Raw genomic sequence first — 14,023 nt, 5'->3', positions numbered from 1 at the left:
TTCACGTCCTACAAGGACATCCTCGATCACTGTTGTGCAGCGTGGAACAAGCTCACGGATCGACCCTGGACGATCATATCCCTCGGCCTGCGGGAGTGGGCGCACCGGTTCTGATCAGCGGGACTTGGTAAATTTCGCTGAACTGCGTCCAGACAACAAGAATCCCATCTTCGGCGCGATTCGCCCCAAGGTGGTGACGTTACGGCTTCCTTCTACTGCGGTAGTGGGCATCCGATCTGATAATGAAGTGTTGCCCCTCTAACCCGAACTCTCGGATGATTGACGTCAGCAATGAAGGAACCTGAAGCCGTCGGTCGGCGTAGATGAGGAATGTTTGCTTCTCGGAATTGAACACGATCCGCCCACGTGGGAAGTCCTCATACTCGTGCCAAGCTATTGCCTTTGGAAGCACACGCTTAGCCAATCCCGCTGGTCCAAGCTGTCGCCATCCCTCCCACACCTCGTAGTGCGCGCGCGGATGGGTAAGGAAGATGTCATATGGCTCTGCCTCAGCAAGATCAGTCGTGTCAACGACGAGAGTTAGGTCATGAGGATCCACATTCGCTTCATCCTCTATGCCCCAGAATATTCCGACCTTAGCGGCATTGCATCCTCTCAACTTACTATTCATTGTGAGGGAGGCCTACGACCGGGTTGATTGCCAACCTTAAAATTTGCCGAAGCACCGCCGCTAAGGGCCGCGAGTGTGTAGACACGTTGTTCGAGCTTCTGGATAGGTCCAACATCGACATCAACTGCCTAGGCGAGCGCCAGCAGTAAGTGCTCTGCGTCCTCTATGGGGTAGCCATTAGGCTCAAGTGAACTTGCCTCGAAGTCAATCGAGTACAGTGGCCAAGGCAGGCGAGATGCCCTACTCGACAGCTTCCTTATTGCCATGCTCGCTCAGTTCGTATTGGCTTCTTCGCCGATCTGGCCAAATCGGCAGCAGAAAAGATCCTTCAGCGGGTGCAACAATTGCACCCGCCGTTTACACCGCGATGGACCGTTATTCCGGCCTCAGGAGCCCATCCGATGTATCCCCTCCGTCCCATCTCCCCCTCCATCTAGGCTCCCAGACTGCACAGAAGGAGGGCTCCTGAGACAGCACACGAAGCACGTTGCCACGCGTTTCTTCCGAGATCTCGTGGTTCTTGGGACCGCAGGCTTCCCTGAGGTACCACCCAAGCGATCCGATCCGCACAAACTCGAGAAGCCCGGGCTCCTCCTGCAGTTCATAGAAGTATCGGTTGCCATTGATGACGCTCATAACTGCGTCAAGTTGCCGGTCATGGCGCGAAAGACAATTCTGAAACTGCTTCGCAATCTCGACAAGGCGGCTGCGTGACGTTACCGCCAGAAGGTATTCGTTTCCAGGCCATGGTGGTTCCGGAAAGGGCAGGTCTTGGAGGGCGTCCCACAGCGCGTCTAAGGGTTTGGACGCCGCGAGAATTGTTTGTGCTAAGTGAGCGCCTTGGACGATCTCCAGCCTTGTCACAGTTCCAGCGAAGAAGCAGAGACTTTCCGCACCTACTACGCCTGCCTTCAGAACGTCTAGAACCGGCTTTAGCCGCAGATTTGGTGGGAGTGAGGCAAGGCCGCGAATAACTTCGTCCGGGAGTTCTTGTGCATGCCAGATGAACTTAGCGGCAAGTCCACCAGCAGCCAAAACACGCACGAGTGCTCGGTACACATCAACAGGGCGTGCTGCGACCCCAAGCTTTCCCAGCGCCAATATGATGCCTGCGGGTTGGCAACCATAAGCTTGGGTTATGAGGTCTTCTCCGCTCGCGGACGTGAGCCGTGTGTATGTCAAATCGACTGACATGCCGTTATGCATACCAAAGAGCGGGTGCTCGGAAGCAAGCCATGCGTGCCATAAATGGCGGCGAGCATCAGTCGCCCCGAGATACTCCTTAATCCGATCTCCGGACCAAATCTGTCCGATGGCTTCAGCAAACTGGGAAGCGACCAGGCCAACAATGCTGTTGTTGGCCGGAGAGGTCGTAGACCTCGCTTTCTGCTTTATTCTGACTGGCAGACGTCTGTGATTCCGACTAGGTGGCAGAAGTGGTACAACCTCCCATGTTTCAGGAACTTCAGGCGGGGTGTGAGTGGTCTGAGCAACACAATCCAGAGCTGGCATATAACCTCCGTTGCTGATGGTTGAGTATATGCCATACCTATGCGACAAAACTGGTCGTACATTTCTCTTTGACTCGACGGGTCTGTATGGACGAGCTCGAGAATGCTTCAGCAAAGGTTGACCGCTACTCTCCCGCAGAGCGGTTGATCCAACTCGGGCTTGCGCTTTCGGAGTCACGTGGCGGGCTGACGCTGGATGAAATGGCTGATCTCCTCGCGGTAAGCCGCCGCACTGTAGAGCGGCTCCGAGATAGTCTGGATCGAATGACTGGAGGCACCCTTATCTCGGTGCAACTCGACAATGGTCGTAAACGCTGGAAGCTGCCGTCAGCAAAATTCGTCGCCTTTGCAGCTCCCACCCTTGAGGAACTTACCGAGCTAAAGCTCGCCGCAGCCAGGCTGCGTCAGCAAGGTGCGACCCGGGAAGCTGAGAATTTGGAGCGTCTTAGTCTGAAGCTCGAAGCAGTGCTTCCGCGTAGCACCATCCGACGTTATGAGCCTGATATTGAGGCGCTGCTCGAGGCTAACGGCGTTCTGGTGCGTCCCGGCCCCAAGTCCAACACGGATGCGGCCATAGTAGCCTCGCTGCGCGACGCTATCTTGGCCGGACTTCAGGTCCGACTTACTTATCGCCGCCGCGACACAGGCAGGCTTTCACGGCCTAGAGTGCATCCTTATGGGTTTCTGTCTGGGTCGCGGGATTACCTCATCGGACTCAATACACACCCGCAGGTGCGCGAGCATCGGCTTTATGTCATCGCTAACATCGAGGCCGTTGAACTCCTCAATCTCTCATTCGAGCGTGACTCGACGTTCGATCTTCAAGCGTTTGCAAGCCGGTCCTTCGGCACCTTCTGGGATGGTGAGCAGTTCGATATTGAGTGGCGCTTCAGTCCTGAGGCCGCAGCAGATGCACGTCGCTTCCGCTTCCATCCTTGTCAGTCGCTCGTTGAGCAACCGGACGGGGGCCTAGTCATCAAGTTCAGGGCTTCCGGCCTGACTGAGATGGCTTGGCACCTATTCACGTGGGGAGACAGTGTAGAGATCATCCAACCGGATGCGCTCAAAGAGCGGTATCAAGAGTGCATCCTCGCCGCAATACGTGCGATTGAGATATAAGGGAAGGGTAATCGGAAACACCGTCAGGGGACCAGCGGCACGAACGTTGAGTCTCACGCCTCATTTTCAGACCCGTGTCGCCGTCATCACCTATCTGGGTAAACCATTCTTACGGCTGTCCCAGTACGCATAAGAGAATGCCGCGTCCTCGAGCGAATAAAACCTTACATCACTATGTGCCGCAAACTTCTGCTGCGCCTCTTCAATATTCGGGCGACGCACAAAGCCCAGAAACCGGAACGCCCATGAATCGTCAATAACACGATCCTTAACCAGTTTCTTTTTCAGGGGGCTGTACCAGCGCGTTTCCCGATTCGCGATGCGTTTGAATATTCCCTCTAGCGCAGCTCCGGTCGTCACCTCGACAATCACCACCTCCTGCGGCGTCGGGCGAAAATCGAGGGCAACGAAATCAGGGCTCGATCCTCCTTCATTCAGGTCACTATCCCATGCGATGTCATGTTGCGGAGAGACAAATACACGTCCATCAACCGTGAGGAACTGCTCTACGAGATTTTCAAAGATATGCATAAGTTTACCTGGTTAGGTGTTGGCGCTGATTTGACCTTGCATCTCCTCTTCATTCGGAGAGCAGTCAGATAGGAGTGGGCATTCTAGTGAATTTCGACGATGTCAGTCACAGGTATTAATCAGATCACTACATGCTTCGGTAACGGCTCAGGTTAAGTACCTGTTCCAAGGCATCATAAGGAACCAAGTCCTGCGGCCTCTCGTTTCCGCAACTATGAAACCGCGCGGCCCCATACGGAACCAGCCCGTCATCCTTCTTGTGGAGGATGAGCCTCTCGTGCGAGCCACCCAGGTTGATATCCTGCGGGAGGCTGGATTTTGGGTGCTTGAGGCTCACGACGCCGACGAAGCGTTTGAGATCCTGAAGCGGCGGGTGGGTGTCAGGGTCGTACTGACGGATGTTGACATGCCCGGCTCCCTCGACGGCTTTGAGTTCTCGCGGCTGGTCGCGCAATGTTGGCCGGATGTCGGCGTGCTTGTCATCTCTGGCAAGGCGTCCCCTGAGGAGGGCGACCTGCCGCCCTCAGCGGTGTTCGTCCCCAAGCCGGTCTATCCTGATGCCCTTACTGAGCAGATCGCCGCCCTGATGACCCGATCAGCGGTGACCTAAGCGCCATCGCTCGCGAACGCCGTTATGGTCAGCCTCATGCTCGAACGAGGACAGGCTTGATGCCCTATACTCTTCATAAGCTCGCCCCGGGGAGCTACGATCTTAAACTCGACAGCGACCTGATTGGCGGTGTCGTGAAGAACGGGCCGAGAGCGGCAACATGGACGGCGGAGCTGCTGGACGATGTTCTATCTAGGGCGATGCCAGCCCCCTTCACGAAAACCGAGCACAAATTCCCCACGCTCGATGCTGTTCTCATATGGTTGGGCGGCGCGGAAATCAGGGAAGAGGACTGAGTAGCGCCAATCGGGGCAACCGAGGCAGGTCATGTGAAGCGGCCTATCCCGGATTTGGCTTGGGAGCTGGAAAATGCACAATGTATGTTGTTCCGTGGGAGCGTGGTTGCAGCTCCAATCGCCCGTCAAGCTGGACCACGAAAACCTTGAAAATGCGCTGACCGTAGCCGTGTGAAAGTCCGCTTCAGTCTCCTGTTGCGGAAATTCGGCTTAGGTCAGCACTAACCTGTCTTGAGCCATGCTGTCATAGGATCTGACACAAGGCACTTTGACCTCAGCCCATAGGAACCAGCCGGTCGCGGCATGGAACCGACCTGCTTTTGTGACCTCATTCACGGGCAGCAGGGCAGAGCTTGATTATCGCGTGCCTTGCTCGACTACGGTTGTGGAGTTGCAGGTAGATCGGGTGCCGCACCTGGTAGAGCACCTGCTCCAGGCGTGCTCTCAGCTCGGGCGAGAAGAAGCAGTAATGCACCTGCGCAGTTGCGGATCGGAAGCTTACGCCCCTAACCTACTGAATGAGGAGTCTCTGTTCGCGGTCACACAAAGGTTTGTGCAACTGACACCCTGTCGCTGCTGACGCAGAGGTGTCGGTGTAAGCACCGACACTTATAGCAGATAGGTTCTCCTCAGACCTGTGCTCTTCAGCGGGCGCAGATGTTTTATGCCGCAGGAACGGCTCAACTCACTGTACGTTGGACTGGCAACAAGAGGAGAGAGCAATGGTCGATAAAAATCGCGTTGATGGTTCCGCCAAGAACATAGGTGGCAAACTCAAAGAAGGCGTTGGCAATGTGACCGGCGACTCTAAGATGCAGACCGAGGGCAAGGGGGATCAAGCCAAAGGCAAGATTCAGAACACCATCGGTGGCATCAAGGATTCCGTCAAAGACGCCTTCAAGAAGGACTGAGAAAGGGGGTTAACTCCCCTTCTTGTTTATGTTTCATAGGCATCATCCATGCGGCCTGGATCATCGCGGTGCGCTCACAGCGAAAACAGTTGGGAGCGGGCTTGTCAGAGCGTTCCTATAGAACTTCTGACGGGTCTGAGGACCAGGTTCGTACAGACTGCCGCTGACAGCGTATTAGTCCATCGGTCCAGTCGCTCTTGGGACAGAAGCGATCAGCAAGGTCTGACCGGTTTCATCGGCAACCTTGATAGCCATGTTGTTGAGGGCTCTAGGCGGTCAGCACGTCCACTTGGCGCAGCTTAGCGATGATCTCTTCCGCCGTGTGTCTCTTCTTGCTCATTCTCTCGTCCTCCTTTCGGCTCAAAAGCCATACATCAGGGAGGACCACTTGTGTGTGGGCAGACCAAGATGCCACCAACTTGACCGGAACCTTCCTGGGGATCTGGTGATTTTTCGTTGACTTCAACGGGAGGTTTCCAATGCCCCAATCCAAGACCACTGCATGGTCCATTCTGCCGGATCAGAAAGCCGTGGATCAGACCATCCACCGCCTGATCCAGGGCGGTTTTCCGCGTGCCACTATCAAGACCAGCCCACGCGCCGATAAACGGTATGACGTTCACGTCGATACCACCCCGGATCGTCTTCGTGAGGTTGAGCGGTTGATCCACGCCTCTGCGCCTTTGTATGCCCTTCGTGAGACCACGAAAGGCGTCGGAGCCACGATGGCCTCGAAACCCTTGTTGAGCGTGGGTGCAGTGGCTCTCGCTGGGTATGCCCTCTATAGCCTCTTCACGCGGGGTCGTCAGGGCGCGGTCCAGTCTCTGACCGAGCTTCCGCGCACGATCCGCGACCTTCCTGTGGACCAGTGGGCCGATAATGTGGCTGACGCGGCGGAGCAGGTCGCCGACACCGTTCGGAGCACCGTCCAGAGCATGAGCGAGAAAGGCATCAATCTGGGAGATCAGTCCGGGGGAGCGGCAAGCGGATCGGCCAGCGGTCCGGCCTCGACCACCGGGACCTCTGCTGCCTCAAGCTCGATCACCCCAACGAGCCCGACAGGCGTCACGAAGCCCCCACAGACCACCGGAGCCACCCCACAGACAACTGACCAACCAAATGAGCAGAAGACTGGCCAGAACAAGTAGGCGCAACCGGTTCGCAGAATACAAATTGCAAACAGACACAGGACGGTGGTGGCTGGGGTGATCCATGTCCAGCCGCAGCCCGGCAGAGGGGGTGTTGCGGAGGGCAGCGGACCGGCTCTCGCCGGACCTGTCTCAAAACGTTATCAGTCACCCCACGCCCATCCCTACTGGTACTCCTACTATCCAAAGTGGGATAAGTTTTTGTGTGAAGGCACGGAATCGTTCCTGGTGCTAGGGTGCGGGGATCTTCCGTTGGCGTTTGCTGCTCCATATGCCGTCGTGCAGCAGAACTTGAGTGTGCTGAACCGTAGCGCGAACGGGCATCGGCAGATGAACGTCGTAGAGACGGGCCGAGGCTACGCATTGCTCTTGCCAGGAAGAGCAGGCACGCTGCAACTGATCTCATTCCTCATAGATCTGAACACCGGCGGCTAATTAACTGCGTCATGGGCAGAGCTTGCTGGTGCTTAGGCCATAACGTCCTTTGCATAGGAGGCAAAGCCCGGCCGTTCACGCAGTGGGGCTTTGCCGGAGTTGCTGAGGTGATTGTTGGCTAACGTTCGATTAGGAGGATCTCGCCGACTTCGAGGCAGTAGCGGGTTCGGGAGGATCGGACGGTACAGCGAGACCGCCGCATGTATGTCCAGCCATCCGAGTCCAAAAGCCAAAGGGTTTTGGGTGTGACCCGGTACACCACACACCAATGGTCAGTTGCCCCTGTAATGCCGACGATGGCGACGCACGCTGGCCCCACCTCCTGGTTTAACGCAGTCCAGAGCGACGGGAGTGTGCGCTGGTCCCGCGTCAACCGCAGGGTGCGAGCCTCGAACTTCAGTTTCTGGCCCTGAATGCGACGTTGACCCGCAAACACCATGAGCCGCTTCAACTGGGCGAAGTACATCCCTCGGAGAAGGGGATGGTGAAGGTGATCACAGTCCTGCTCAAGAGCTTTGATCAACTTGCCGAACAGCTTTTGACACTGCTCATCCCGCAGCCGCAGGACATGCCGAAGGGCATTCACGATGGCGTAGACGCCGCACAGCCCGTCGAGATCGCCCTGGCGGTAAGCGCGCCTGCGCCGGGCCATCAGCTCCTATTTGGGGCAGGCAAAGTCAGTCGAGAGGGAGGCGGCCATCCAGACGATGCTGCGCTTACATCAAGTGAGCCTTTGCCTCGGACAGTGACGGGGGATGCAGGAGAAGGGCTAAGGGCTTTGCCTCTGAGATAGTTGGGCAAGAGCGGTCGGATGAGAGAGCGGCATGGTGCATGAAGGTGGCTCCTCAAATACAAAGGGAGCCCGGAGGCCCCTGATGTGAGGTTCAGCACAAGGTGCTGACCAATGATGATGTGGTACGCGGCACAAGCTTTGCCATTGTTATGCTCAAGCTGAGCATCAAGCTTAACGGTTTTCAGTTTGCGAGACGGGGCATTGGCGAAGCACCACGAGTATAAATGAAATAATATATCTTGTCAAATATTGTTAGTAAAGCTTGGCCTTATGCAGCTTTGGTACTTACCGACGTTTGCCCAATCCGAGATTGTCAGTCTAGCTGCTCAGAGTCTGACTCAAAATGCAGCTATCCGCTGTACCTGATTTCCCGCACGGAACCAGCCGGGGCGGCATGGCACTGACTTGCTTGCGTGACCTCATTCACGGGCAGCGGGGCAGTGATCGGTTATCACCCGCCCTACACGCCTAGGGTTGTGGAGGGGCAGGCAGATTAGGTGCTGCACTCGGGGGCGCTCCCGCTCCAGGCGTGCTCTCAGGAGCAGCTGGGGTGGCGAGTTGCTGGCGTACTCCGGTAAGCTGATCCTGAGCATCAGCGAGTTCCTGGCGAGTGGTTTGAAGCCGCCCTTCCAACTCGGCGACCTCTCGATTTCGAGCGGCCAAGTCGTCCGTCGCCTGGGCAAGCTGGGCCTGAAGATCATTTCGCTGTTGGGTTGTCTGGCTCTGGATCTCCGCCAGCTGTTTTGTCAGGCGCTCCTGCTCGGACCGACGGTTGGCAAGATCGCTTTGAGTGGAAGTGGTCGCCTCGCGCACCTGCTGGAGGCGCTGCTCTGCCTCAGCGAGCTCTGCTGTCCTGGACGACAGCTCCTGGGTGGTTCGGCTCACGGCCTCGCGGGCTGTGGCCTCCTGACGTCGAGCCTCTTCAAGCTGACGGCCCACATCAGCCAGCTCCTGCGTGCGCGCCAGGTTGGTCTGCTCACTAGTTGCAATCTCATCCTTCACCGTTGCCAAACGTTGCTCCGCCTGCGGCAGCTGGTTCTGAAGCTCTGAAAGGCGCTGCGAGAGTGCCGTGACGCTGCGGTTCAGCTCGGCGGCTCGCTGCTGATTGGCCTGCAGCTCCTGCTGGGCTGCAGAGGCTTGAGACTGTATCTCGGTTCGTGCCTGTGTGAGTTGCGTCAACTGCTGCTGCTGGGGCTGCAGGTCCTGCAGGATGGCGGTGTACTGCGCCTGGGCCTGCTCACGAGCTTGCGTGACCTGAGCCAACTGCTGCTGGGCTGGCTGGAGCGCCTGCTGCAGGGACACGAGCTGAGCCTGAAGCTGCTCGCGAGATTGAGTTGCTTGCGCGAACTGCTGCTGGGTCGCCTGAAATGTTTGCTGCAGGGTTGTGAGCTGGGCCTGAGCTTGCTCCCGCGCCTGTGTGATCCGGACCAACTGCTGCTCGGCACCTGCGACCCTGGTCTGCAGATCCGCCAGCGTCTGGCCTGCGCGCTGTTGCTCATCGAGCTGCCGTTGCAGAGCAACTTGGGATTGCTGCACGCGGGTTGTTTCGGCCCGGGATTCCTGCAGCCGGTTTGAGGAGGAGAACCAGATACTGAGGGCCAAAAGCCAACCCAAGATGGCAACGCCAGCCAACACCAGGGACACGGGCCGCTGTAACTCGGAGCGGTAATCGACTGGCATCATGATCCTCCTGCGCGCTGGCCACTCGGTCCAACGCAGGAACATCACAAGTGTTGCTCGCGTTGGACCGCCAGAGCACCCCCAAATTTAAAATGATCCCTGATGACTCTGGAAATGGCGAGGTGCCTGGAACGCCCACGCGCCTCATGGATTATCCGGGTCGTTGCCGCGCTCAATCAGGAGACCGAGAATGGCTGAGAAAGATCTAAAAGCCCTGTTTCTGCACCAGCTCAAGGACACCTACTTTGCCGAGAACGCCATTCTCAAAGCTCTGCCGCAGATGGCAGAAGCGGCAGAGTCGGAGGAGCTCAGGGGTGCGTTCGCCGTGCACCTGAAGGAGACCGAGGAGCAGGTGCGGCGCTTGGAGCAGATCTTCCAGATGGTGGGCGAGAAGCCGGAGGGCATCCCGTGCAAGGCCATTCAGGGCATCATTGAGGAGGGGCAGGAGATCCTGCAGGAGTTCGAGGGCGGCGAGGCCCTGGATGCCGGTCTGATTGCAGCCGCCCAGGCGGTGGAGCACTACGAGATCGCCCGCTACGGCACCTTGCTGGCCTGGGCTAAGCAGCTTGGCCTGTCAGAGGCGGAGGGGCTCATCCAAGAGACTTTGATCGAGGAGGAAAATACGGATCAGGCTCTCTCGGAATTGGCAGAGGATGCCATCAATCCCGCCGCAGCGGAGTAAGAGCTCGATTGAGCAGGGCCGCCCTGAATAGGCGGTCCCTCGCCAAGAGAGGATCAGGGTGCTTTGCGTGTGCGACGGTCCTTGGCCGCTGCTATCATCTCAGTGGACGTAGCAGTCGCCGCTGCGCCAGCCCGTTTCGGCTAGGCTGGATCAGCAGGTTCAGCAACATCCTCCGACCGGCTCCGCCTTGAGGCTCTCGCCAGCAACGGGAACACGGCTCAGAACCACGTCTGGCAGGCCGCCATCATGCTGTTGAGCGTAGATGGCACCAGCACCAACGAGATCATGCCCTAGTCCGGCACCTCTAGACCGCTGTTCCCGCTGCCCACAAGATCACGAACAGGGGCACAAAGGTCTTATAGCCCAGCCAGGCACGGCGATGTTTCGTTGTGCTATGATCAGGAGCCACTCAGTGCCGCAAGGAGGGCTTCGTATGTCGGGTCACGCGATTCACATCAAGGTGGATGGGAGAACCTATTCCGGGACCTACGCCGTCGATAGAAAGAACCTGACCGTTACAACACCTTACGCCAAGAAGACGGCTGAGATCAGCCCAAAGATCCAGCATCAGGCGTTAGCTCATCAACTCTTGGAGGAAATGGTGAAGGCGGAGAAGGCCCGAAAAGGGTCTACCCTTTGAAGGCTGCGGGTCGCCGATCTCTGGTCAGAAACCGACACGTCATCGCACTTTCTCGCACCAAGGCTGGACCGATTGGTGAGGCATCCCGAACAGGGGAGAGCCTGCGCCTCGCCGCGCATGTTTCTTTTCTCCAGCGGGTGCTACAGTTCAAGCTCATCTCAGGAGGACGTTATGGCCAAGGGCGGACGCGAGACCAAGAAGCCGAAGAAGGATAAGCCAAAGACTATCGCCGCTGCCCCCTCGACAAAGGGGACGATTGCCTCTGCTCCTGGAACGAAGAAGTAGCAGGCTGCATTCCTTTTCCTGACCGGGCTAGCATCAGCACCGTCTTCCAAATAGGGAAGCCCCCTCGGGCGGGCAGAAACCAGCACCGGGGGTGAGGCAACGTAGTCGTGCCGGACAGGGACTTACCCCACCTTGTTCTGTTCGAGTTTAGTCACGTTGTTCTGCCGAACACTCAACTGCCCTCAGGCAGTCGCGATCTCAATCCGGCGGGGCTTGTACGGCTCTACGATCTGCTGCGTTCACCCCAGAGCATGAAGAGGCCGCTGCCTGCGATAATCGCGGCCCCCAACCAGGTCCAGTAATCCGGGACTTGCTCGAAGACCATGAAGCCCAGCAGAGTTGCGCCGAACAGCTGTCCATAGTTGAGAGGGGCCACAACTGGCGCGGGGGCAAGCTCGAAGGCGCGCACCAGGAAATAGTGCCCAAACCCTCCAAAAAAGCCCAAGCCAGCGAACACTAGAGCATCCCAGAGGCTGACAGGTGTCTGCCAGATGAAAGGCAGCGGTATGCTCGTGAGCACAAAACCAGCGAGAGCGATGTACGTGATCGAGGTCTCAGCTTGATCATGAGCGGCCAGCTTGCGTGTCAGAAGCTGGTAGAGCGCGGCGGCAAAGGCTCCTCCGAAAATCAGAAGGGCTCCTTCATAGGCAGGATCGAGGCCCGGCCTGACCACCACCAGCGCACCGCCAAAGCCAATGATGATGGCGAGCCACCGACGCGGGCCGACAGCCTCCTTCAGCACCAAAGGCGACAGCGCTGTGACGATCAGCGGCCCCGTGAAACTGATAGCCGTTGCGGTCGGCAGCATCACAGAGGCAAGGCCCGCGATGAAGACCAGCGTCGACACGCACAGAAGAGTTGACCGCACAATCTGCAGGACAGGTTGTGAGGAAGCCAACAAGCGAATGCCCCGACGGGGAGCGAGCGCGAGCAGCATGAAGAAGAGGTGCCCTGCATACCGCGCCCAGGTGATCTCCAGCACAGGGTAGGTCTGTGAGAGATACTTCGAGGAGGCGTTGAGGAGAGGCAGCAGAGCTGCCGCGAGCACCATGAACAGCACAGCTCGCCTGACATTGTCGTGAGCGCGTGCCGCACCCGTGCTGCTGGCCTTGACCCGCGAGCGGGTTGGGGCCAGTGCGGCAGACTGAGAACTCACGAGGGGGCACTCCTGGCAAACGAGCTTTGTGCAGTATGCAAAATGTGCAGCTCGCATGGTAGTTGCTGCCGCTCCTTGCAGACCTGCGTTGTGCGCATTGCATTTGACAGACTTTATGATGCGGTGAGCCCTTGGCTTAGGACCCGAACCATGTGCGCTCACCCCGCCGTGATGCGGGCTCCAAAATCCTCGTTCAATGACGTTGGTGAGCTGCCTGACTTTCAGCGGCTCAGGCCGTATTTGTCACACCCACTGTGACAGTAATTGTGACAAGTCGGACCCAATCGCTCAGCATGAAGCCCTCTCGGGATCCTAGTCCGGTGCATCCAGTTGTGGACCAGGGTGTCGAACGCGACTACTCTCTGTAGAACCCACACGCGCTACAACGTTGCCAGGGCGCAGCGTCCCGGCACTCATGCTCCTTACGTTCCTCCTCGTTATGAAGAGATCCTTCCATCCGCAGTCGGTTCAACTCCGATGTGTGCTGGGACTGAGACCAGGTACTGCATTATCAGCGTGCGCGGTTCTTTGGCGTGGTCTTCCGCTGAAGTTGCTGATTGCTCCTTTTCAGAGGTGATGCCCGGGCACGCTTGAGAGCTGCCTGTTTACTGCCCTGCTTCCCTGTTAGCCCGAGACGGTGAGCCTTCCCAATCACCGCGTTGCGGGTGACGCCCCCACCAAGCTCCTCCGCAATTGTGCGCGCCGTCTCCCCGACAAGCCAAAGGCGTGTCAGCAGCTCCATTCGTGTCTCGTCCCAGTGCACCGTCATGCCGTCTCCGGAACCTACGTACCTTCAGCTACGGGCTGTCGAGTGGTTAGCTGGTGGTTTCCGTCTCTCCGTTAGCTCCAAACCAGCTCTTGATCTTCGCAAAAACAGGTGTGTCGGGGACTGATGTCGGAGTGGTCGCTCCCGCCCGGACGGCTTCCATCCGGGTCCTTGCCTTGTCTGTTGCGAACAAGTCCGCCTGCCGCCCAATGGCCAGCGCCCCTTCAAGGACCTGGAGACCTTCGTCGAACGGAAATCGGATGTAGTTTCGGGGCATGTTCCGGCTGATATAGGCCGCTCGTGCCCGCTCGATCTCTGGTGTATCGGCGCAAGCCAGCCTGATCACGAAAGGCAGGAGGCTCTGCCGGTCATCCTCGCAGGCCGAGTCGTTCAGAAGCATCGCTAAGCGGCAAATCGGGCGCGAGAAGCAGTCCGGCATCTCCTAGACAGCACGGATCGGCGTGTACTCGAAGCCAGCTGCGACCAAAGCCGCTTCGTTGATGCAGGTTCCGCCATCCTTACCAGGGAACGGGTGTGATCCTGCCTTAAGCTTCCAGTTCAAGCAGTGGTTGAAACCTTCCATGGTGGCCATCCTTGTGCGCACCCCCACAGTAGGAATGTTGATCTCTCAATTGTCTCTGTCAATCAACGACAATAGCCATGCTTCAGCCCCGATGGGCGAGGCTCGGCAAACTTCGAGCAGGCAAAGAAGAATTGAAGAAAGCGTCCCTGTGCCGCGGATTGAACGGCTCTAAAGCATCGGACGGTTAAACAGACGCATATCCGGCTGCCTTGAGGTAGTTCCAGCACTCCTGAGGCTCGAACAAGT

At 57.8% G+C, this 14,023-nt stretch carries 14 protein-coding genes and 1 pseudogene; 8 read left to right on the top strand and 7 right to left on the bottom strand.

The window, feature by feature from the left end:
- Positions 1 to 114: pseudogene (locus tag DRB19_RS26620) on the top strand (IS630 family transposase); the annotation flags it as partial.
- An 892-nt stretch (positions 115 to 1,006) separates the two neighbouring features.
- Here the strand turns inward: DRB19_RS26620 and DRB19_RS26610 are convergent.
- On the bottom strand, positions 1,007 to 1,732 hold the full coding sequence (locus tag DRB19_RS26610) for a hypothetical protein (RefSeq protein WP_162815890.1): 726 nt from the start codon (positions 1,730 to 1,732) through the stop codon (positions 1,007 to 1,009).
- A 497-nt stretch (positions 1,733 to 2,229) separates the two neighbouring features.
- On the opposite strand from DRB19_RS26610, the gene DRB19_RS26605 reads away from it, so the two are divergent.
- Positions 2,230 to 3,261: a helix-turn-helix transcriptional regulator gene (locus tag DRB19_RS26605; protein WP_114189023.1), complete on the top strand. Its 1,032-nt coding sequence runs from the start codon at positions 2,230 to 2,232 to the stop codon at positions 3,259 to 3,261.
- Between the two features lie 90 nt (positions 3,262 to 3,351).
- Here DRB19_RS26605 and DRB19_RS26600 read toward each other — a convergent pair whose 3' ends face one another.
- Positions 3,352 to 3,792 (bottom strand): hypothetical protein, encoded by a 441-nt coding sequence (locus DRB19_RS26600; protein WP_114189022.1) that lies wholly within the window; start codon positions 3,790 to 3,792, stop codon positions 3,352 to 3,354.
- 214 nt (positions 3,793 to 4,006) lie between these two features.
- Here DRB19_RS26600 and DRB19_RS26595 point away from each other — a divergent pair, with 214 nt between their 5' ends.
- From DRB19_RS26595 to DRB19_RS26575, 4 genes are all read left to right on the top strand, one after another.
- On the top strand, positions 4,007 to 4,402 hold the full coding sequence (locus DRB19_RS26595) for a response regulator (RefSeq protein WP_114189021.1): 396 nt from the start codon (positions 4,007 to 4,009) through the stop codon (positions 4,400 to 4,402).
- Between the two features lie 59 nt (positions 4,403 to 4,461).
- The gene (locus DRB19_RS26590) at positions 4,462 to 4,698 is read left to right on the top strand and encodes a hypothetical protein (protein ID WP_114189020.1); all 237 of its coding nucleotides are present in this window, start codon (positions 4,462 to 4,464) and stop codon (positions 4,696 to 4,698) included.
- A 722-nt stretch (positions 4,699 to 5,420) separates the two neighbouring features.
- Positions 5,421 to 5,609 carry a CsbD family protein gene (locus DRB19_RS26585; protein ID WP_114189019.1) on the top strand — a complete coding sequence of 63 codons (189 nt, stop codon included), beginning with the start codon at positions 5,421 to 5,423 and terminating at the stop codon, positions 5,607 to 5,609.
- Positions 5,610 to 6,088: 479 nt separating this feature from the next.
- Positions 6,089 to 6,757, top strand: a complete 669-nt coding sequence (locus DRB19_RS26575) for a hypothetical protein (RefSeq protein ID WP_114189017.1) — start codon at positions 6,089 to 6,091, stop codon at positions 6,755 to 6,757.
- A 553-nt stretch (positions 6,758 to 7,310) separates the two neighbouring features.
- Here DRB19_RS26575 and DRB19_RS26565 read toward each other — a convergent pair.
- Together DRB19_RS26565 and DRB19_RS26560 are read right to left on the bottom strand one after the other, a co-directional pair.
- Positions 7,311 to 7,844 carry a hypothetical protein gene (locus DRB19_RS26565; protein ID WP_114189015.1) on the bottom strand — a complete coding sequence of 178 codons (534 nt, stop codon included), beginning with the start codon at positions 7,842 to 7,844 and terminating at the stop codon, positions 7,311 to 7,313.
- A 609-nt stretch (positions 7,845 to 8,453) separates the two neighbouring features.
- Entirely contained in the window at positions 8,454 to 9,668 is a 1,215-nt protein-coding gene (locus DRB19_RS26560; RefSeq protein ID WP_162815889.1) for a coiled-coil domain-containing protein, read from the bottom strand.
- A gap of 187 nt (positions 9,669 to 9,855) precedes the next feature.
- Between DRB19_RS26560 and DRB19_RS26555 the strand changes: the two genes are divergently transcribed.
- On the top strand, positions 9,856 to 10,347 hold the full coding sequence (locus DRB19_RS26555; RefSeq protein ID WP_114189013.1) for a YciE/YciF ferroxidase family protein: 492 nt from the start codon (positions 9,856 to 9,858) through the stop codon (positions 10,345 to 10,347).
- Between the two features lie 433 nt (positions 10,348 to 10,780).
- Positions 10,781 to 10,987, top strand: a complete 207-nt coding sequence (locus DRB19_RS26550; protein ID WP_114189012.1) for a hypothetical protein — start codon at positions 10,781 to 10,783, stop codon at positions 10,985 to 10,987.
- Between the two features lie 508 nt (positions 10,988 to 11,495).
- Here DRB19_RS26550 and DRB19_RS26545 read toward each other — a convergent pair.
- The 3 genes from DRB19_RS26545 to DRB19_RS26535 form a co-directional block, all read right to left on the bottom strand.
- Positions 11,496 to 12,428, bottom strand: a complete 933-nt coding sequence (locus tag DRB19_RS26545) for a DMT family transporter (protein ID WP_162815888.1) — start codon at positions 12,426 to 12,428, stop codon at positions 11,496 to 11,498.
- Positions 12,429 to 12,939: 511 nt separating this feature from the next.
- The gene (locus DRB19_RS26540) at positions 12,940 to 13,197 is read right to left on the bottom strand and encodes a GcrA family cell cycle regulator (protein ID WP_114189010.1); all 258 of its coding nucleotides are present in this window, start codon (positions 13,195 to 13,197) and stop codon (positions 12,940 to 12,942) included.
- 46 nt (positions 13,198 to 13,243) lie between these two features.
- The gene (locus DRB19_RS26535) at positions 13,244 to 13,594 is read right to left on the bottom strand and encodes a hypothetical protein (RefSeq protein WP_373867477.1); all 351 of its coding nucleotides are present in this window, start codon (positions 13,592 to 13,594) and stop codon (positions 13,244 to 13,246) included.
- Positions 13,595 to 14,023 lie beyond the last annotated feature (429 nt).

The organism is Microvirga aerophila (assembly GCF_003332305.1).
In the GTDB taxonomy this organism is placed as follows: Bacteria; Pseudomonadota; Alphaproteobacteria; order Rhizobiales; family Beijerinckiaceae; genus Microvirga; species Microvirga aerophila.
This window is presented reverse-complemented; position numbering and strand designations above follow the sequence as displayed.